Annotated in this window: 16 protein-coding genes; 8 read left to right on the forward strand and 8 right to left on the reverse strand. The window is 69.2% G+C overall.

The features are described from left to right. The first annotated feature begins 6 nt into the window (after nt 1–6). The 3 genes from ISN75_RS08120 to ISN75_RS08130 all read left to right on the forward strand — a co-directional run bounded on the left by ISN75_RS08120 (nt 7) and on the right by ISN75_RS08130 (nt 1,786). Nucleotides 7–570, forward strand: coding sequence for an NAD(P)H-dependent oxidoreductase (locus ISN75_RS08120; RefSeq protein ID WP_167255466.1), 564 nt, complete (start codon nt 7–9; stop codon nt 568–570). 103 nt (nt 571–673) lie between these two features. Then, nucleotides 674–1,417 carry an S-methyl-5'-thioinosine phosphorylase gene (locus tag ISN75_RS08125; protein WP_343203673.1) on the forward strand — a complete coding sequence of 248 codons (744 nt, stop codon included), beginning with the start codon at nt 674–676 and terminating at the stop codon, nt 1,415–1,417. Between the two features lie 162 nt (nt 1,418–1,579). Beyond that, nucleotides 1,580–1,786, forward strand: a complete 207-nt coding sequence (locus ISN75_RS08130) for a cold-shock protein (RefSeq protein WP_049620931.1) — start codon at nt 1,580–1,582, stop codon at nt 1,784–1,786. Between the two features lie 72 nt (nt 1,787–1,858). Here ISN75_RS08130 and ISN75_RS08135 read toward each other — a convergent pair whose 3' ends face one another. Beyond that, nucleotides 1,859–2,911, reverse strand: a complete 1,053-nt coding sequence (locus ISN75_RS08135) for a LacI family DNA-binding transcriptional regulator (protein WP_343819030.1) — start codon at nt 2,909–2,911, stop codon at nt 1,859–1,861. Between the two features lie 365 nt (nt 2,912–3,276). Here ISN75_RS08135 and ISN75_RS08140 point away from each other — a divergent pair, with 365 nt between their 5' ends. From ISN75_RS08140 to ISN75_RS08155, 4 genes are all read left to right on the forward strand, one after another. Beyond that, nucleotides 3,277–4,278 carry a glucokinase gene (locus ISN75_RS08140; RefSeq protein ID WP_168647631.1) on the forward strand — a complete coding sequence of 334 codons (1,002 nt, stop codon included), beginning with the start codon at nt 3,277–3,279 and terminating at the stop codon, nt 4,276–4,278. Nucleotides 4,279–4,370: 92 nt separating this feature from the next. Continuing rightward, nucleotides 4,371–7,385 (forward strand): TonB-dependent receptor, encoded by a 3,015-nt coding sequence (locus tag ISN75_RS08145; protein ID WP_423385143.1) that lies wholly within the window; start codon nt 4,371–4,373, stop codon nt 7,383–7,385. Nucleotides 7,386–7,477: 92 nt separating this feature from the next. Continuing rightward, nucleotides 7,478–8,503, forward strand: a complete 1,026-nt coding sequence (locus ISN75_RS08150) for a N(4)-(beta-N-acetylglucosaminyl)-L-asparaginase (RefSeq protein WP_343819035.1) — start codon at nt 7,478–7,480, stop codon at nt 8,501–8,503. Continuing rightward, on the forward strand, nt 8,503–9,234 hold the full coding sequence (locus ISN75_RS08155) for a copper homeostasis protein CutC (RefSeq protein ID WP_168647629.1): 732 nt from the start codon (nt 8,503–8,505) through the stop codon (nt 9,232–9,234). Before ISN75_RS08150 ends, ISN75_RS08155 begins: the two co-directional genes overlap by 1 nt. A gap of 176 nt (nt 9,235–9,410) precedes the next feature. On the opposite strand, the gene ISN75_RS08160 is transcribed toward ISN75_RS08155, so the two are convergent. The 7 genes from ISN75_RS08160 to ISN75_RS08190 all read right to left on the reverse strand — a co-directional run bounded on the left by ISN75_RS08160 (nt 9,411) and on the right by ISN75_RS08190 (nt 17,098). After that, entirely contained in the window at nt 9,411–11,183 is a 1,773-nt protein-coding gene (locus tag ISN75_RS08160) for an ABC transporter transmembrane domain-containing protein (protein WP_343819038.1), read from the reverse strand. Nucleotides 11,184–11,284: 101 nt separating this feature from the next. Then, nucleotides 11,285–12,394, reverse strand: coding sequence for an acyltransferase (locus ISN75_RS08165; protein WP_343819039.1), 1,110 nt, complete (start codon nt 12,392–12,394; stop codon nt 11,285–11,287). Nucleotides 12,395–12,652: 258 nt separating this feature from the next. Next, nucleotides 12,653–13,246 carry a YigZ family protein gene (locus ISN75_RS08170; protein ID WP_343819041.1) on the reverse strand — a complete coding sequence of 198 codons (594 nt, stop codon included), beginning with the start codon at nt 13,244–13,246 and terminating at the stop codon, nt 12,653–12,655. Then, on the reverse strand, nt 13,243–14,187 hold the full coding sequence (locus ISN75_RS08175; protein ID WP_343819043.1) for a hypothetical protein: 945 nt from the start codon (nt 14,185–14,187) through the stop codon (nt 13,243–13,245). The genes ISN75_RS08170 and ISN75_RS08175 overlap by 4 nt, the downstream gene beginning before the upstream one ends. Continuing rightward, complete coding sequence (locus tag ISN75_RS08180; protein WP_167255443.1) at nt 14,184–14,738, reverse strand: RNA polymerase sigma factor; 555 nt, start codon at nt 14,736–14,738, stop codon at nt 14,184–14,186. The genes ISN75_RS08175 and ISN75_RS08180 overlap by 4 nt, the downstream gene beginning before the upstream one ends. 108 nt (nt 14,739–14,846) lie before the next feature. Next, nucleotides 14,847–16,277, reverse strand: coding sequence for a phospholipase (locus ISN75_RS08185; protein ID WP_167255441.1), 1,431 nt, complete (start codon nt 16,275–16,277; stop codon nt 14,847–14,849). Nucleotides 16,278–16,360: 83 nt separating this feature from the next. Then, nucleotides 16,361–17,098 (reverse strand): YdcF family protein, encoded by a 738-nt coding sequence (locus ISN75_RS08190; protein WP_343819067.1) that lies wholly within the window; start codon nt 17,096–17,098, stop codon nt 16,361–16,363. A gap of 220 nt (nt 17,099–17,318) precedes the next feature. On the opposite strand from ISN75_RS08190, the gene ISN75_RS08195 reads away from it, so the two are divergent. Beyond that, nucleotides 17,319–18,734, forward strand: a complete 1,416-nt coding sequence (locus tag ISN75_RS08195) for a sugar porter family MFS transporter (RefSeq protein WP_343819046.1) — start codon at nt 17,319–17,321, stop codon at nt 18,732–18,734. Nucleotides 18,735–18,811 lie beyond the last annotated feature (77 nt).

Below are 18,811 nucleotides of genomic sequence, written 5' to 3' on the forward strand. Positions count from 1 at the left end.
AAACGCGTGAACATTCTCGGCATCTCCGGCAGCCTGCGCGCCGCTTCGTTCAACACCGCGCTGCTGCACGCCGCGCAGCAGCTCGCGCCGGCCGGCATGGCCATCGGCGTGCACCGCCTGCACGACATCCCGCTGTTCGACCAGGACGTGGAAGAGCAGGGCGACCCCGCGCCGGTCAAGGCCTTGAAGGACGCGGTCGAGGCGGCCGACGGCCTGCTGCTGGCCTGCCCGGAATACAACGGCGGCATCAGCGGCGTGCTGAAGAACGCGATCGACTGGATCTCGCGGCCCGGCCATGAGCGCAAGGCCGCGGTGCTGGCCGGCAAGCTCGTCTGCATCGTCGGCGCCAGCCCCGGCGCCACCGGCACCGTGCGCGCGCAGGACTCGCTGCGCCTGGTGCTGCGCCGCGCCGGCGCGCGCACCGAGCCGCAGGGCGACGTGCTGGTGTTCCAGGCGCACACCAAGATCATCGACGGGCAGCTTGCCGACGAGCGCACGCGCGAGGCGCTGGCGCGCCACCTGCAGGCTTTCGCCACGCGGCTGGCGGCAGAGACGGGCAGGTCGGGGTGAGCGCAAGCGAACCCCAATGTTGCCCCTGGCTGCCAACCCCCGCGCTGGGGTTCGCTTGCGCTCACCCCAACCTACGCCGTACGAAACGAAGGAAGACCTCACCGTGACTATCGATCTGGCCGTCATCGGCGGCAGCGGCCTCTACAGCTTCCCGGGCCTTGAGAACACCACGCGCCACGGCGTCGACACCCCTTACGGCAAGACCTCGGCCGACGTGGTGATCGGCGACTTCGCCGGCAAGCGCGTGGCCTTCCTGGCGCGCCACGGCGAGAGCCACGGCGTGCCGCCGCATCGCGTCAATTACCGTGCCAATTTGTGGGCGCTGCATTCGCTCGGTGCGCGAACTGTGATCGGCGTCAATGCCGTCGGCGGCATCCGCGACGATATGGGGCCGCGCGCCATCGTGGTGCCGGACCAGGTCATCGACTACACGCACGGCCGCTACACCAGCTTCTGCGACGTCGAAGGCGCCGAGGTAAAGCACATCGACTTCAGCGAGCCGTACACCGGGGCGCTGCGCCGCCGGCTGGTGGATGCGGCGGGGCAGGCCGGCATCGCGGTGATCGATGGCGGCTGCTACGGCGCCACCCAGGGGCCGCGCCTGGAGACGCGCGCCGAGATCGCGCGCATGAAGCGCGACGGCTGCGACCTGGTCGGCATGACCGGCATGCCCGAAGCCGCCCTGGCGCGCGAGCTGGAACTGGCTTACGCCTGCCTGGCCCTGGTGGCGAATTTCGCCGCCGGCTGCGGCGACGAGGCCGAGATCAGCATTGACGAGATTTTCGCGCACCTTAAGGCAGCGACCGCGGAAGTGCCCCGGATTCTCGAAGCCTTGCTCAAAGCTTGAGCAGTCCGGCCTACCCCGTCCGCGCTATACGCACCCGCATATTGCGCTTTGACCTGAAACATGTTGATACTTCCGCCCGTGCCAGGGGCGGCGAACCAAGGGGTTGTGGTGGTTCTGCAGGAAGCCATGGTGCATCCAATCCATGATTCAGAGGTTCACGCAATGCGTTTCGGTACGGTCAAGTGGTTCAACGACGCCAAGGGCTTTGGTTTCATCGCGCCTGAGGACGGTGGGGAGGACGTGTTCGTCCACTTTTCGGCGATCAACTCCAAGGGCTTTCGCAGCCTGCAGGAAGGCCAGCGCGTGAAGTTCGAAGTGACTCAGGGCCCGAAGGGTGCCCAGGCTTCGGGCGTCGAGATCGCAGGCTGATCCGCCGCGCCGGCGTTGCGTCGGCCACCGGTTAGATAGAAAGAATCCCGCATCGCAAGATGCGGGATTTTTTTATGCGCCGGCTGCGGCCGGCGCGCGGCGTTCCGTCCGCGGCGGCGCGGTGGAGCCGCGGATCACCAGCTCCGGCACGAAGCGCTCGCTGCCGGGCAGGGTGCCCTTCTGCAGCTGCTCCAGCAGGCGCGAGGCCGCATGCCGGCCGATCTCGCTGGTCGACTGGCTGGCGGTGGTGAGCGCGGGCCAGGCCTGGCGCGAGAACGGGTTGTCCTCGAAGCCGGCGATGGAAAGGTCCCACGGCACGTCCAGCCCCGCCGAGCGCGCGGCGGCGAGCGCGCCGGCGGCGATCTCATCGTTGCTGCCGAAGATCGCGCTGGGCGCGTCCTTGCCGGCCAGCAGCTTGCGTGCGCGGCGGAAGCCGTCCTCGAAGGTGTAGGTGCCTTCCAGCACGTATTTCTTGCGCACGGGAATGCCGTGCTCCTTCATCGCGTCCGCATAGCCCTCGTAGCGCTCCGGGCTGGAGCGGTAGTGCGGGTCGCCCCACAGGAAGGCGATGGCGGTGTGGCCGAGCTGGATCAGGTAGGCGGTGATCGCGTACGCCGCCTTGTGGTCGTCGACGTAGACGCAGGGCGCGCCGTCCTTCGGGTCGCCGCGCGCGGCGATGATCCGCGCATAGGCCACGTCGTTGGCCTTGAGCTTGGCCAGCAGGCGGGCGTTCTCCGACATCGGCGGGGTCAGCACCAGCCCGGCCAGGCGCGCGTTCTTGGCCAGCAGGGACAGTTCGTCGACCAGGCGCGGCGAGCGCGGGTCGCAGGGATAGATCAGCAGCTCGTAGCCGCGCTCGCGGCAGGCGCCGAGCACGCCGTTCTGCAGGCTGAGGATGTAGTTGGCGTTGGGGTTGTCGTCGTAGACCAGGGCGATGGTGAACGAGCGGGTGCCGCGCAGGCTGCGCGCGGTGGCGTCGGGGCGGTAGTGCAGGGTCTCGATCGCGCGGCGCACTTTCTGCACGGTGTCGGCATGCACGGTCGGCTCGAGATTGATCACGCGCGACACCGTCATGGGCGACACGCCGGCAAGGCTGGCGACGTCTTTGATCGTGGGCCTACGCAACGCAACGCTCCCCCTGGCGGCGACGTTCCATCCTAGCCCAAGCGGCGGCGCGCGGGCGACGCGACTTCCGTTCCATGCGGCCATCGCAGGTAGCGTTACCAAGAATGAGGCGGATCGAATCGACGTTCGCGCCGCGCGGCGTGGGCGGCAAGGATCCCGCTTCAGGCCGCCGGCGCCGCCCGGGATGACGCATTACTCCATATATATAAGGAGTAAGCGACCAGCGCGGATGGTTGTGACCCAGCGCACGGCCGAGCCTCGGCCGTATCTCCAGCAACCGTTGATAACGTTACCATTCCGCCTTAGCATCGATCCGATGACAGCGACACGGCACCGCCGTGTCGGAGCAATGACGGGGAGCATCGATGCGGGATCGTGCGTGGGGAGCCGTGGCGCCTGAGCCGCGGGTGATGCTGGCGGCGGACGTGGGCGGCACGCATGCGCGCATCGGCCTGGTCGATGCCGCGGCGCCGGCCGGCGCCGGCGGCGTGCTGGCCTACGAGCGCTATGCGGGCGCCGACTGGCCGGGCCTGGCCGAGATCTTCGCCGACTTCCTCGCCCGCCATCCCGGCCATGCCGTGGACGAAGCCGCCATCGCCGTCGCCGGCTATGTGCGCGACGGTGAACTGGTGGCGGAAAACCTGCGCTGGCCCGTGCGCCTGGCCGAGCTGCGCGAACGCCTGCGCCTGCGCAGCCTGCGTGTGGTCAACGATTTCGAGGCGCTGGCCTATGCCACGCAATATCTCGGCGCCGGCGAAAGCCTGGCGGTGATCGACGCGCCCGCGGCCGCCGGCCCCGTCGCGGTGGTCGGCCCCGGCACCGGCCTGGGCTGCGCGCTGCTGCTGCCGGACGGGAACGGCGCCACCGTGCTGCCCAGCGAAGGCGGCCACGTGGCGCTGGCGCCGGGCAACGAGCGCGAGATGGCCCTGCTGCGGCTGCTCGGGCGCGGCCGCGACTACGTGCACACCGGCCACGCGCTGTCCGGCCCGGGCCTGGTCAATCTCTACCGCGCCGTTGCCGAACTGGACGGGTTGCCGGCGATCCACACGCAGCCCGAACAGATCAGCGCCGCCGCGCTCGACGGCGGCGATGCGCTCGCGCTCGACACCCTGCACATCTTCTGCGCCATGCTCGGCGGTTTCGTCGGTGACCTGGCCGTGCTGTTCAAGGCCTCCGGCGGCGTGTACCTGGCCGGCGGCATCCTGCCGCAACTGCGCGAATTCCTGCCGCGAAGCGCGTTCCGCGAGCGCTTCTTCAACAAGGGCGTGATGCGCGGGTTCCTCGCCGGCGTACCCGTGCGGCTGATCGAACACGGCCGCCTGGGCGTGCTGGGCGCGGCCGGCCTGGCCGCGCGCGACGAGGCCTGAAAGGCGCGGGCCCGGCGCCCGCGCAGCGAACCAAGCCCGCCGCCGATCGCGTGGACGGGACCTGACAACAACATTCATTGGGAGGTGAAGGCATGTTGGCAAGCAAGCATCGGGGGCACGAGCTGTCCCGCAATATCCTGGCGTGCGTGCTGGGCCTGGCCCTGAGCGGCACGGTCTTCGCGCAGGCGACCACCGGTTCGATCTTCGGCAATGCTGGCAGCGATGCCGCCGGCAGCACGGTGATCGTGCAGGGCGACAACGGTGTGTCGCGCCGCATCCCGGTCGGCGCGGACGGCCGCTACCAGGCCGGCGCGCTGCCGGTGGGCAACTACAAGGTGATGCTGGAACGGCAGGGCGCCGTGGTGGCCACGCGCGACCAGGTTTCGCTGCGCGTCAGCAGCGGCACCCAGGTCGATTTCGCCGGCACCGCCGCGGCGGGCGCCACCAATCTGCAGGGCGTGCAGGTCACCGCCAGCGCGCTGCCGCCGATCGACGTGAGCAGCGTGGATTCGCGCACCGTGATCACCGCGCAGCAGCTGGACGCGCTGCCGCTGTCGCGCACCGCCGAGGACATCGCCCTGCTGGCGCCGGGCACGGTCACTTCCGGGTCCAACTTCACCAGCCGCATCGGCGGCGGCGGCGACCTGGTCTCCTTCGGCGGCGCGTCCGGCGCGGAGAACGCGTACTACATCAACGGCTTCAACACGACCGACCCGTACAAGGGCCAGGGCGCGCTGCAGCTGCCCTACGGCGCGATCGACCAGCAGGAAGTGCTGACCGGCGGCTACAGCTCGATGTACGGCCGCTCCGACGGTGGCGTGTTGAGCCAGGTGGGCAAGAGTGGCACCAACGAGTGGCATTTCGGCGCGCAGGCGCAGTGGACGCCGCGCTCGCTGATGTCCTCGCCGGACGACATCGTCTACGCGCGCAACCGCTACGCCGGCAAGCTGTACCAGTACCGCCAGGACGACAAATCCTGGCGCACCACCTACAGCGCCTACGTCGGCGGCCCGCTGATCAAGGACCGCCTGTACTTCTTCGTCGCCGCCGAGGCCGACAAGGAGCAGGGCAGCAACACCTCCACCAGCGACGCCAGCAGCCCCTCGCGCAGCAACTACAGCTACCGCACGCCGAAGTGGTACGCCAAGCTCAACTGGAACATCACCGACAACCACCTGCTCGAACTCACCGGCATCCAGAGCGAGCAGCACGGTTCCGGCAGCAACTACGCGTTCGACTACGACACGCACCGCGCGGGCGCCTTCCAGTCGTACTCCGACCGCACCAAGACCGGCGGCGATGCCTACATCGTCAAGTACACCGGCTATCTCGCCGACAACATCACGCTGAGCGCGATGTACGGCAAGATGCGCCTGCACGACTATTCGGCGCCGGTCAGCTACGACCCGAACCTGCCGTACCTGCAGAACATCCAGGACCAGAACCTCGCGCTCACCGGCGGCCGTCCGATCGGCAATACGCAGTCGACGTTCTCGGTGCCGGCGCCCACCCAGGGGTCGCAGAACACCAATCTGCGCATCGACCTGGAATGGCGCCTGGGCGACCACAAGCTCAATGCCGGCATCGACGACCAGACCCCGCGCACCATCGACCAGGGCAGCAACAGCCTGACCTGGACCTATGCGCACAACAACGACGCCAGCGCGCCGGTCGACCCGGCCAACGGCATCGGCGCGCCGGGCGGCAACGGCTACTACGTGATGAAGGAAGTGGTCACCGGCGCGGCCGGCGTCAAGACCGTGGAGCACGCGCAGTACATCGAAGACACCTGGCAGGTGACCGACCGCTTCCTGCTCAACATCGGCCTGCGCAACGACGCCTTCGCCAACTACAACAACAGCGGGCAGAAATTCACTTCGCAGAACCATAACTGGTCGCCGCGCCTGGGCTTCAGCTGGGACGTGTACGGCGACGCCAGCCTGAAGGTCTACGGCAACGCCGGCCGCTACTACCTGGCGATCAACAACAACACCGCGTACGACGGCGCCACCGGCTACGCCTGGAACCGCAGCTACTACACCTATACCGGCATCGACTCCAACGGCATGCCCACCGGCCTGACGCCGTTCGGCTACTACGACGTCAACGGCCATACCGGCCAGGCGCCCGATCCGCGCACGGTGGCCTCCACCAACCTGGGCGCGGAATACCAGGACGAGTTCATCCTGGGCGCCACCAAGGCGATCACGCCGGAGTGGATCACCGGCGTGAAGGGCACCTTCCGCGTGCTGCGGCAGATCTCCGACGACGTCTGCGACAGCTCCAACCTGCTCATCGCCAAGACCAAGGCGATGTACAACCTCACCGACGACCAGATCACCGCCAACCGTGGCGCCTGCTACATCTTCAATCCCGGCAAGACCAACGACTTCGACGTGCTCACCACGCAAGGCTATGTGCGCGTGCCGATGAGCAATGGCGACTGGGGTTTCGCGCAGGGACCGAAGCGCAAGTACTACGCGCTGGAGGCCTTCCTGGAGCATCCGCTGGGCAAGGACAACTGGGGCGGCCGCATCAGCTACGTGTTCTCGCGCAGCTACGGCAATTCCGAAGGCCTGCTGCAGGTGTCGCGCGGCAACGACTCGGTGGGCGTAACCCAGGACTGGGATAACTCGTACGTGATGGACCGCGCCAACGGCGTGCTCGGCAACAACCGCACGCACCAGATCAAGGCCTACGGCGTGTACCGCATCTCGCCGGAATGGATGGTCTCCGGCGTGGCCAACCTGTCCTCCGGCGGCCCGCACAACTGCCTGGGCTTCTACGGCACCGACCAGTCGCAGCCCGACGGCTACGGCTCGTACTACCACTGGTGCAACGGCAAGCCCTCGGTGCCCGGCTCGATGGGCGACCTGCCGTGGACCTACCGCGTCGACCTCAACGTCACCTACCGCCCGGCTTTCGCGGACCACAAGCTGGCGTTCAATGTAAGCGTGTTCAATGTGCTCAACCAGCAGCGTCCGCTGGTGCTGTACACGCGCTACAACAGCAGCAATACGCCGGACAAGCTCAACGACCTGTACGACACGGTGAAAGTGGCGGAGTCGCCGCGCTACGTGCGTTTCGGCGTGAGTTACGACTTCTGACCGGTAAAGTCCCGCGGCCGGACCATGCCGGCCGCGGGCGTTCGCCTGTACTCTCGGGCGACCATTTTTCCCCTCTGCCTGGAGACGCCCCGATGGCCGACCGCCGCCGCTTTCTCAAGACCGCAGCACTGGGCGTCACCGCCGCGGCGCTGGCTTCCCGCATCGCGCCGGCAGCGGCCGGGGCCAACACCGGCGGCGTCAGCGGCGGCCGCAAGCCGCGGGTGATCTCCACCTGGGACTTCGGCGTGCCCGCCAATCTCGCCGCCTGGGCGGTGCTGGCCAAGGGCGGCCGCGCGCTGGACGCGGTGGAGGCCGGGGTGATGATCCCGGAGGCGGATCTCAAGAATCACAGCGTGGGCCGCGCCGGCTATCCGGACCGCGACGGCCACGTCAGCCTCGACGCCAGCATCATGGACGGCGACGGCAGCTGCGGCGCGGTCGCCGCGCTGGAAGGCATCGCCCATCCGATCCAGGTCGCGCGCCGCGTGATGGAACGCACCCCGCACGTGCTGCTGGTGGGCGAGGGCGCTCAGCAGTTTGCGATCGAGCAGGGCTTCAAGAAGGAAAAGCTGCTCACCCCGGAATCGGAAAAAGCCTGGCACGAGTGGCTGAAGACCGCCCACTACCAGCCCAGCGCCAACAGCGAAGTGCGCGACTACGGCAAGGGTGCCGGCGGCAAGGACAACCACGACACCATCGGCATGCTCGCCATCGACGCGCAGGGCCGCCTGGCCGGCGCCTGCACCACCAGCGGCATGGCCTGGAAACTGCGTGGCCGCGTCGGCGACAGCCCGATCATCGGCGCGGGCCTGTATGTCGACGGCGACGTCGGCGGCGCCACCTCCACCGGCGTGGGCGAGGAAGTGATCCGCAACGCCGGCAGCTTCCTGGTGGTGGAACTGATGCGCCAGGGCCGCTCGCCGCAGCAGGCCTGCGAGGAAGCGGTGATGCGCATCGTCAAGAAGCGCCCGCAGGCTTCGAAGGATCTGCAGGTGGGTTTCCTCGCCATCAACCGCGAGGGCGACGTGGGCGCGTTCGCGATCCAGTCCGGTTTCAGCTACGCCGTGTGCGACGGCGGCAAGCAGGACGCGCTGTTCCCGTCCAGGAGCGTGTACTGATGGCTGGCCGCTACGTGCTCGAAGTGGCGGCCAATTCGGTCGCCTCCGCGCTGGCCGCGCAGGAAGGCGGCGCGGGGCGCGTGGAACTGTGCACCGGCCTGGAACTGGGCGGACTCACGCCGTCCGCCGGCCTGGTCGCGATGGTGCGCGAGCGCCTGCATATTCCGCTGTACGTGCTGGTGCGTCCGCGCGCGGGCGACTTTCTCTACAGCGACGTCGAATGCGAAATGATGCAGCGTGATATCGACACCTGCGCCGCGCTCGGCTGCGATGGCGTGGTGATCGGCGTGCTCGATGCGGACGGCCGCGTCGACAGCGAGCGCTGCAAGCCGCTGGTGCGCGCCGCGGGCGGGATGGGGGTGACCTTCCATCGCGCATTCGATCTCACGGCGGATCCGGAGCAGGCACTGGAAGACGTGATCGCGCTCGGTTGCGAGCGGGTGCTGACGTCGGGCGCGCGGGCCAGCGCAATGGATGGCGCGCCGCTGATCCGCCGGCTGGTGGAGCGGTCGGACGGCTGCATCGCGGTGATGCCGGGAGCGGGCGTGACGCCGCAGAACATCGCTGCGCTGGCGCAAGCGACCGGTGCCACCGAACTGCATGCATCGGCCAAGCGCCAGCTGCCTTCCGGCATGCGGCACCAGCGCCCGGAACTGCACGATATGGAAGGCGGCGAGATCCGCAGCGACGTGGAGCAGGTGCGCGCGCTGGTCGCCGCGCTGCAAGGGTGACGCGCCGTTACCCCCTCTCCCCTCCGGGGAGAGGGCTGGGGTGAGGGGGACCTACGGAGCGCAGATGCGGCTGCTTAAACACGAGCAACGCTTCGTCGATCTTCCGTCGCTAGCACCCGCCCCTCATCCGGCTGCCGCCACCTTCTCCCCGGCGGGGAGAAGGGTCCAGTAGGTGGCTATGCCGCAAACTGCAGCTTCGCCAGCTCCGCATACAGCCCGCCTTCCGCCAGCAGGCTCTCATGCGTGCCCTGCGCCACGATGCGCCCGCCATCCATCACCACGATGCGGTCGGCGCGCTGCACGGTGGCCAGGCGATGCGCGATCACCAGCGTGGTGCGTCCCTTCTCCAGCCGCTCCAGCGCCTGCTGGATCGCCGCCTCGGACTGCGCATCCAGCGCCGAGGTCGCCTCGTCCAGCAACAGCAGCGGCGCGTCGCGCAGGATCGCGCGCGCAATCGCCACGCGCTGGCGCTGTCCGCCCGACAGGCGCACGCCGCGCTCGCCCAGCTCCGAGCCATAGCCGCCATCCAGCGCGCTGATGAACTCGTGCGCCTCGGCCGCGCGCGCGGCCTCGCGCACTTCGTCGTCGCTGGCGTCCTGGCGCCCGAAGCGGATGTTGTCGGCGGCGGTGCCGCTGAAGATCACCGTTTCCTGCGGCACCAGGGCGATGGCGCCGCGCAGGTCCGGCAGCGCCAGGGCGCGCAGGTCGACGCCGTCCAGCGTGATGCGGCCGTGCTGCGGGTCGTAGAAACGCAGCAGCAGGGCCAGCACCGTGCTCTTGCCGGCGCCGGAGGGGCCGACCAGGGCCACCGTCTCGCCGGGGCGGATGCGCAGCTCGAAATCGTGCAGCGCCGGCGCATCCGGGCGGCTGGGATAGTGGAAGGCCACGTGCTCGAAATGCAGCGCGCCGCTCACCGGCTTCGGCAGCGGCTGGGGCTGCGCCGGGCTGGTCACTTCCGCGTGCTCGCCGAGCAGTTCGCCGATGCGCTCCATCGCGCCGCCCGCGCGCAGTACGTCGCCCCACACTTCCGCCAGGCCGGCGACCGAGCCGGCCGCGAAAATCGCATACAGCACGAACTGGCTGAGCAGGCCGGGGGTGAGGTCGCCCGCCAGCACGTCGCGCGCGCCGATCCACAGCACCAGGGTGATCGCGCCGAACATCAGCACGATCACCGCCGCGGTCAGCAGCGAACGCGTGCCGATGCGCTTGCGCGCGGTGGCCAGGGCGCGGGTGATGGCGCTGCCGTAGCGCGTGCTCTCGATGTCCTCGCGCGCATAGGCCTTCACCGCGGGCGCGGCGTTGAGCGTTTCGTTGGCGATCGCGGCGGCGTCGGCCAGGCGGTCCTGGCTGGCGCGCGAGAGTTTGCGCACGCGGCGGCCGAACACCAGGATCGGCAGCATCATCGCGGGGATCACCAGCGCGGTGAAACCGGCCAGGCGCGGGATGGTCCACACCATCGCCACTACCGCGCCGACCAGGGTGACCATGCTGCGCAGGGCCACCGAGATGCCCGAGCCGATCAGCGCCTGCACCACTTCGGTGTCGGTGCCCAGGCGCGAAATCAGTTCACCGACGCGGCTGCGCTCGAAGAAGCCGACGTCGAGCCGGATCACGTGTCCATAGAGCTTGGAGCGCATCGAGGCCAGCGCGCGCTCGCCCAGCAGGGTGATGCAGAAGTAGCGCGCCGCGGTGGACGCCGCCAGCACCAGCGCCACGCCGAACAGGCCCAGGAAGGTGAGGTTGATGGTGGCCGCGTTGGAGGCGCCGAAACCCTGGTCGATCATGTGGCGCACCGCCATCGGCAGCACCAGGGTGGAGCCGGAGGAGATGGCCAGGAACACCAGCCAGCCGATCGCCAGTGCGCGATGCGGCTTGAGGAAGGGCCAGAGCTGGCGCAGCGCGCCGAGCCGGCGCTTGGGGGAGGAGTCGTTCGCCTGGGATTCGCTCATGGGGTTCGCCGGGTCTGGACCGTTGGGACATTGGGGGTCCGGATCGGTGATTCAATCACATGCCCATGGCAAAAAGGGTGATGCTGCGACAACGTCGGCGCTCAGGCCCCGGCCGACGTCGGCGCCAGCGCCGGGCGCGCGGCGGGGCGGCGCTGCAGGCGGTCGCGCAGGCGCAGGAACGGCGCTTCCACCGCGTAATGCAGCAGCGCGCCGCCGGCCAGCGTGCAGGCTGCATAGATTGCGAACGCGCCCGCGCCCTGGATCGACGGATGCGCGGCAAGCCAGCCCTGCACCGCGTGAAACACCAGCTTGTGATCCAGATAGAGGCTGTACGAGACCAGCGCCAGCCAGCCCGCGCCCGGCACGCGCTGGCGGCCCAGCCAGCAGGCCGGGCTGGTGGCCGCGGCCACGATCAAGGCCAGGCCCCACGAAAGCAGCGGATAGCCGAGCACCGAGGCGAGCATGCCGGCGCGGTCCTGGAAGATCGCCAGCGCGATGCCGGTAAGCGCGAGGCCCGCGAGCAGCGCGGTATTCGCGCGGGCCTGCAGCGCGGCCCACAAGGCCGGACGATAGGCCTGCATGGTGGCGAGCACGACGCCGGCGAGCAGTCCGTCGAGCCGGTTCCAGGTCGGGTAGTAGATCACCTCGACGAACGGCCGCTCGCCCATGTGCAGCCACAGCCAGCCGCGCAGCGCCATGCCGCCGGCCAGCAGCAACAGGCACAGCGCCACGAACGTACGCAGCGAACCGCGCCGCGCCACCCACCAGGCCAGCAGCGGGAACAGCAGGTAGAAATGTTCTTCCACGCACAGCGACCACACATGCGAGAACGCCTGGTTGTGCCGGTAGTCGATCAGGACATTGACCGTGTAGCTGAGGAACTGCCACAGCGGCTGGATGCCCGGTGCCTCGCGCGTGGAAGGAAACGCGAAGTACACCGCCAGCACCGCGAAAAAGGCCGGCATGGTGCGCAGCGCGCGGCGCAGATAGAAGCGCCCGAACGCCGGCGGCCTGCCGTCGGCCAGCGGCTTGAGCCACTGCGAACCGATCAGATAGCCGCTGAGCACGAAGAACAGATCCACACCGGCCCAGCCGTTGTTTTCCAGCCAGCTCCACGAGTCGCCCAGGCCACCGACAATGTAGGAATGGAACAGCATCACCCACACGATGGCGATGGCGCGCAGCAGGTCGAGGCCGGGCAGGCGGTGCATGGCAGGTTCAGTCCATTGAGGGTGCGGTGTGCGAAGCACGCGATTCTCGGAATGCCTCGAGGCGGTGGCAAGCGCTGTTTCGTGGCGTTTTGCGGGCAGTCGGCGAAGCGTGTGCCGGGGCCGGCGGAGCGGTGCGCCCATTCTTTCCCGGGGTGGGCGTAGGTTGGGGTGAGCGCAGCGAACCCCAACGCGTGCGATTACGGGTACGGTCTGTTGGGATTCGCCTTCGGCTCACCCCAACCTACGGGGGCTCCGCGTTCAATCCAGCCGGCGTGCCGCCGCGCGCCCGCGCGTGATATCGACAATTCGCGCCTGCGCTTCCGCCACGCGGCTTTCCGGCAGCCGCAGCACCAGCTCGACACCAGCGGTGCCGAAGCGCTCTTCCTCGATCTGCGCCTCGCACTCCTTCAGCCGCGCCTTCAGCAGCGCCAGCTCCGCGAATTCGCATTGCAAACCCAGGCGAGCCATCGCGACGATCGCCACGCGCTCGGCCAGGCGCAGGCACTCCGCCGCCGTTCCGCCATAAGCCCGCGCCAGCCCGCCCGCCCCGAGCTTGATACCGCCATACCAGCGCGTGACCACCACCACCGCGCGGTCGATGCCCTGGCCTTCGATCGCCTGCAGGATCGGCCGCCCCGCGGTGCCGCCGGGTTCGCCGTCGTCGTTGAAGCGGTAGTCCTGGCCGATGCGGTAGGCCCAGCAGTTATGCGTGGCGGCCGCGTCGCTCACCTGGCGCACGAAGGCCAGCGCCGCCTCCGGCGTATCCACCGGTGCGGCCTGGGCGAGGAAGCGGCTTTTCTTGATGTCTTCCAGATGCTGGCAGGGACCGGCCAGCGTATAGCTCAGGCTCATGGCGTGAGCAGCAGCGTGCGCAGGTCGTCGGGCAGCGTGTAGTCGGGGTGGTCGCGGTGGAAGTCGGCGAGGCGCTGGCGCGCTTCGTCGCGATGCCGCCGGGCGAGCAGGCGGCGGATCTTGTCCAGTTCCTGCGCGGGAGTGTCCTTGACGTTGCGGGCGGTGTCGTCGGCGGGCGGCGGTGCGGCCGGTGTCGCCATGACGTCCGCTGCGGCTTCGGCGCGGCGGTCCGCGGCCTGCTGGTCGGCGGCATAGCCCTGGGCGACAGGCTCGGCCGGTTTCGGTGCGTAGGCGCGCAGCTCGGCGGCAGCTGCGGCGGGCCTGGGCTGTTCGGCAGGGGCGGGCTGTTCGGCAGGGGCGGGTGCCGCGGCCATCGGCGCGGAGGCGAGCGCGGCCCGCTCCTGCAACGGCGCGTTGTGCATGGCGGAAGCGGGAAGAGCCGCACGCTTTGCCGCCACGGCATCGGCCTGGCGGACTCTCGCGGCAACGATGCCCGGCGGCGCGGTTTTCTCAGGCAGGGAAACAGGGCTTTCCGCAACTTCGCCCTGGACCTCGGGCGCCGGTGCAGGCGCGGGCGCCGCTGCCACCGTGGGAGCCGCCGGTTTCGCCGCTTCCTGCACCGTCACCGCACCCGGCTGCGCGGCCGGCACGCTGGCCGGCATGTCGCGCATGCGCCAGCCGAGTCCCACCGCGAGCACCAGCACCGCCGCGCTGCCCAGCGCGATCGGCCAGCGCGGCCGTTTCGGCGCGTGCGCGCTGGCCGCCGCCGGCTGGTCGGCGCGGATCGCCTGCGCGGCCGCGCGCAGCACGGCGGCGTCGAGCGCGGGGCCGGGCTCCTTGCGCGGGAGCTTGCGGTACAGCGCGCCGAGCTCGTCTTCGCCGGGCAGGCTGCCCTTATCGGGGAGATCGTTGTCGTTGTCGGGGGGAAGCTGCGTATTCATTCGGCCAGCTGCTCGCGCAGTTTGTTCATGGCATAGCGCAGGCGCGACTTCACGGTTTCGCGGCCCACGCCGGTGACCTCGGCGATCTCCTCCAGGCTCAGTTCCTGCTCCAGGCGCAGCAGTACGGCGGCGCGCTGCTCGTCCGGCAATTGCTCGATGGCGCGCTGCAGGCGGCGGCGCTGTTCGAAATCCGACAGCGCATGCTCGGGCTGCTCCTGCGGCGGCGCTTCCATCTGCGCGATCGCATGCTCGCCCGCTTCGCCGTCCAGCGTCGGCCGCTTGCGCCGGTAGCTGTCCACCAGCAGGTTATGCGCGATCTGCAGCAGCCAGGTGGTGAATTTCGCCTGCGGCTGGTAGCGCTCGCGCGCGGCGATCACGCGGCTCCAGGTTTCCTGGAACAGTTCGTCGGCCACCGCAGGCTGGCGGCAGGCCCGCAGTAAAAAGCGGTACAAGGTGCCGCGATGGCGCGCGTACAGGGCCTCGAACGCAGCCAGGTCGCCCTGCGCGTAGGCCAGCATCAGCGTCGCGTCCTCGTCCACCGCGGTATCCATGGCCGGCGAGGGTAAGCGAAATCGGCCGCGCGGGTAAGCGGCGGGCAGGGCGGGTGCGCAGGTCGTCATCACCGCATGCAACGCCGCCACGCTGCCGGCGGGGTTGCTTCAGCCGATCACGGCGCCCGGGTCAGGCTTGCGGAAATCCTCCGGCGCCAGGTTTTGGGTCAGCCGGAACACGCCCTCGTGCACCTTGCGCGGCAGCACCACGTCCAGCACGGTGGTCTGGTGCGGGCCCAGCGCGGCGAACAGGTCGTCCACTGTCGATGCCGGCAGATGGTGCACCAGCCCCGTGACCAGGGTGGGCTGGATCAGCGCGGTATATGGACGGCGTCCATCCGCCACCGGCCGCAAGGTCTGCCGGCTGTTGCGCGGATCGGCCACGCGCGAGTCGCCGTTGAGCAGCGCGTAGTTGAGGAAGAACGAAATCACCGCCGGCGCGCGGCTGTTGGCCTGGCGGTCGAGCATGAAGCCGCGCGGCATCCAGTCCGGATTGGCCGGCGTGCCGGCGGCGAGCAGGAAGCGCGTATCCGGCAGCGCTTCGCCGGCCTCGTCGGCGAGGCGCACGATCAGCAGGCTGCGTGGATCGTGGATATGCACGCGCGGCGGAAACGGGCCGACCGGTTCCAGTTCCACCTTGTCGGCATCGCGCTGCAGGTTCTCCGCCTCGAAGGCAGCGCACAGCGCCGCGTAGCCAGCGCGGTCCGCCACGTGCAGGCAGCGCAGCACGGCGTCGATGGTGGCGGCGGGCGCGGCGGTCATGATGCCCTGCGTTTCGCCGGAGTGGGACGCGCCGGGAATCAGCTTGAACGCCGTGCGCGGCGCATGCACCAGGTTCAGGCCCAGCACGTCCGCGTTCGCGCCGCTGCTCTTGCAGGTGAGCACGGCGTGCGCCGCGTTGAGGTTGGCGGAAGCGATGCGCACCACGCCGTCGGAGCCATCCTCGCCGGTATAGCTGTTGACGTGGTCGTACATCGCGCGGTCGGGGCGGTCGCCGGTCAGCACGAACAGGAACTGCCCCTGGTCCGCGGGATCGCTGCCGTGGATGTGGTCCACATTGAGCGACAGCGATTCGGGGCTGCCCAGTTCCAGCCAGTCGAGAATGCGCTGCCCGGGTTCGACGCCGTCGAAGGCGGAGCGCATGCGCCCCAGCAATCCTTTGCCCAATTGCGCCAAGGCCGAACCGAAATTCGCCGGCGCCAGCATCACCAGATGCGTCAACCGGATGGTGCTGTACACCCCCGGCCGCTCGCGCTGCGCACGCAGCCATTCGCGCACCAGCGGTCCACCGGTGGAATGGGTGATGCAGGCGAAGCTCGGGCCATCCAGATGCAGGTCGCGCAGCGCGTGATCGAAGGCGCGCACCAGGTCGGCCATGGTCACCGAGTCGTCGAAGCTCACGTACTTGGACAGCCACAGGTCCGCGATGCGCACGCCCATGCCTTGCGCGGAAGCCTGCTGCTGCAGTCGCTGCGGCAGGGCGCCGTAGGTGGAGGTGTTGGTGACGCTCCAGCCGTGGACGAAGACGAGGGTGGTCATGGGCTTCGAGTCCTGCAGGTTGGAGGAGGGATGATGCCAGCCGGCGGTCGCGCTTCCTGCGACTGGCGCCACCCGGCGAGCATTTACTTCACCTTCGGCGCGTTCATCCCCAGCGCGTTGTACACGTGATACCGCGCGATCCCCACATACTCATGCAGCGCTGCATCCGCCACCGTGAAATTCCACGACAGCGGATAGATCGACCACAGCGGCTCGAGCAAGTCCCCGCGCACCGGTACCGGCTCGATGCCGAAATGGGCGAAGTACAGCAGGCTGCGGCGCATGTGCAGGCCGGAGGTGACCAGCACGGTGCGCTGGGGCGCGTAGGCGGCGAGCATTGGCTTGCTGTACTGCGCGTTGTGCCAGGTGCTGAGGCTGCGGTCTTCCACCAGCACGTCGGCGGCGGGTACGCCGGCATGCACCAGCGCATCGCGATAGACCGCGGCCTCGGGCGCGCCGTTGCCCTGCGCGTCGCCGCCGCTCGCCAGCACTTTGCAATCTCCGCCTGCGGCGTGGCATGACTGGTACTGCGCCACCGCCGCGAGAATGCGGCCGTCGGCGAAGAAGCTCGGCTCCAGCGTGCCGTGCGCCGGATCCTTGAAGGTGCCGGCGCCCAGCAGCACGATCGCGTTGCGCGCGCCCCACGGGAACGAGGGCGCGCTGGCGTAGTCGCCCTGCAATCCGCGCATCAGCCAGCCCGGCACCGGTCCGCAACCCACGGCGAACACCAGCAGCAACGCGATCACACCCAGGGTGCGGGCCAGCCGCGGGCGTTTGCGGCGGGCCAGGTATGCGAGCAGGCAGAGCAGCAGCAGTACGATCAGCGACATCGGTTCGTTCCAATGCACGGGGAAGCTGCGCAGCTTAACCGGCGCACATCGCCGTGGCGCGCATGGCGGCTCGATTCGCATGCAAAACGTGTTGCGCGGCAGCAAAAGCTGCATACGTATTCATCGACGCGGCGCACGCACGCAACGCAGAATCGGCCCGGTTTGTTTCCGGCATTTTGATTCCGACATACGGCAAGGGGAGCGCCGCGGCATGAAGGCAGAGAGGGTCGAAGGGGAGGGCCGCGCGACCGCGCGGGTGGTGCTGATCGCCGCGGCGGCGGCACTGGGCGGATTTCTGTTCGGTTTCGATACCGCGGTGATCAACGGCGCGGTGGATGCGGTGCGCGGCAGCTTCGGGCTGGGCGCCGGCAGCATCGGTTTCGCGGTGTCGTGCGCGCTGCTCGGTTCGGCGCTGGGCGCGTGGTATGCCGGACCGCTGGCGGACCGCTGGGGCCGCGTGCGCACCATGCAAGTGGCGGCGGTGTTGCTTGCCTTGAGCGCGGTGGGTTCGGGACTGGTGACCGGCGTGTGGGACCTGGTGCTGTGGCGCCTGGTCGGTGGTGTCGGCGTGGGCGTGGCGTCGGTGATCGCGCCGACCTATATCGCCGAAGTCTCGCCTGCCTATGTGCGCGGTCGGCTCGGCTCGCTGCAGCAGCTGGCGATCGTGCTGGGCATCTTTGCCGCCTTGCTCAGCGATGCGTGGCTGGCCGGTACGGCTGGCGGCGCCGCGCACAAGCTGTGGCTGGGCCTGGAGGCCTGGCGCTGGATGTTCCTGGTGGCGGTGCTGCCGGCGCTGATCTACGGCTCGCTGGTGCTGGGCGTGCCGGAATCGCCGCGGCACCTGGTGGCCAAGGGGCGCATGGACGAAGCGAAGCAGGTGCTGCGCCAGGTGCTCGACCTGCACGACGAGCAGGCGCTCGGCCACAAGCTCGATGACATCGCGCAGAGCCTGCGTTCCGAATACCGCCCCGGCCTGCGCGACCTGCGCGGCTCCATGGCCGGACTGCTGCCGGTGGTGTGGGTGGGCATCCTGCTGTCGGTGTTCCAGCAGTTCGTCGGCATCAACGTGATCTTTTATTACTCGTCGACGCTGTGGCATTCGGTGGGTTTCAGCGAGTCCGATGCGTTTTCGATCAGCGTGGTGACCTCGGTGGTCAACGTGCTGGTGACCCTGGTGGCGATCGCCCTGGTCGACCGCATCGGGCGTAAACCTTTGTTGGCGATCGGCTCGGCCGGCATGGCGGTGACGCTGGGCCTGATGGCGTGGTGCTTCTCGCAGGCCACCGGCAGTGGCGCGGTGCTGAGCCTGCCGGCGCCGTGGGGCATGGTGGCGCTGGTGGCGGCCAATGCCTACGTGGTGTTCTTCGGTCTGAGCTGGGGCCCGATGGTGTGGGTGCTGCTGGGCGAGATGTTCCCCAACCGCATCCGCGCGATCGCACTGGCGGTGGCCGCGGCTGCGCAGTGGGTGGCGAACTTCATCATCACCAGCAGTTTTCCGGCGCTGTCGGAGCTGGGGCTCAGCTTCGCCTATGGCTTGTATGCCTTGTTCGCGCTGGTGTCGCTGGTGTTCGTGGTGAAGGCGGTGCGGGAGACGAAGGGGATGGAGCTCGAAGAGATGGGGCGCTGAAGAATGAAACCCTTCTCCCCGCCGGGGAGAAGGTGGCGGCAGCCGGATGAGGGGCGGGTGCTCGCGGAGGAAGATCG

The organism is Dyella marensis (assembly GCF_049532885.1).
Classification (GTDB): Bacteria; Pseudomonadota; Gammaproteobacteria; order Xanthomonadales; family Rhodanobacteraceae; genus Dyella_D; species Dyella_D marensis.

Excerpts from the sequence above, each read along its gene's own strand:
- ISN75_RS08185 (WP_167255441.1), bottom strand. The coding sequence starts at position 16,277 with ATGACCACCCTCGTCTTCGTCCACGGCTGGAGCGTCACCAACACCTCC.
- ISN75_RS08155 (WP_168647629.1), top strand. The coding sequence starts at position 8,503 with ATGGCTGGCCGCTACGTGCTCGAAGTGGCGGCCAATTCGGTCGCCTCC.
- ISN75_RS08150 (WP_343819035.1), top strand. The coding sequence starts at position 7,478 with ATGGCCGACCGCCGCCGCTTTCTCAAGACCGCAGCACTGGGCGTCACC.
- ISN75_RS08170 (WP_343819041.1), bottom strand. The coding sequence starts at position 13,246 with ATGAGCCTGAGCTATACGCTGGCCGGTCCCTGCCAGCATCTGGAAGAC.
- ISN75_RS08180 (WP_167255443.1), bottom strand. The coding sequence starts at position 14,738 with ATGGATACCGCGGTGGACGAGGACGCGACGCTGATGCTGGCCTACGCG.
- ISN75_RS08160 (WP_343819038.1), bottom strand. The coding sequence starts at position 11,183 with ATGAGCGAATCCCAGGCGAACGACTCCTCCCCCAAGCGCCGGCTCGGC.
- ISN75_RS08175 (WP_343819043.1), bottom strand. The coding sequence starts at position 14,187 with ATGAATACGCAGCTTCCCCCCGACAACGACAACGATCTCCCCGATAAG.
- ISN75_RS08195 (WP_343819046.1), top strand. The coding sequence starts at position 17,319 with ATGAAGGCAGAGAGGGTCGAAGGGGAGGGCCGCGCGACCGCGCGGGTG.
- ISN75_RS08140 (WP_168647631.1), top strand. The coding sequence starts at position 3,277 with ATGCGGGATCGTGCGTGGGGAGCCGTGGCGCCTGAGCCGCGGGTGATG.
- ISN75_RS08145 (WP_423385143.1), top strand. The coding sequence starts at position 4,371 with ATGTTGGCAAGCAAGCATCGGGGGCACGAGCTGTCCCGCAATATCCTG.
- ISN75_RS08165 (WP_343819039.1), bottom strand. The coding sequence starts at position 12,394 with ATGCACCGCCTGCCCGGCCTCGACCTGCTGCGCGCCATCGCCATCGTG.
- ISN75_RS08130 (WP_049620931.1), top strand. The coding sequence starts at position 1,580 with ATGCGTTTCGGTACGGTCAAGTGGTTCAACGACGCCAAGGGCTTTGGT.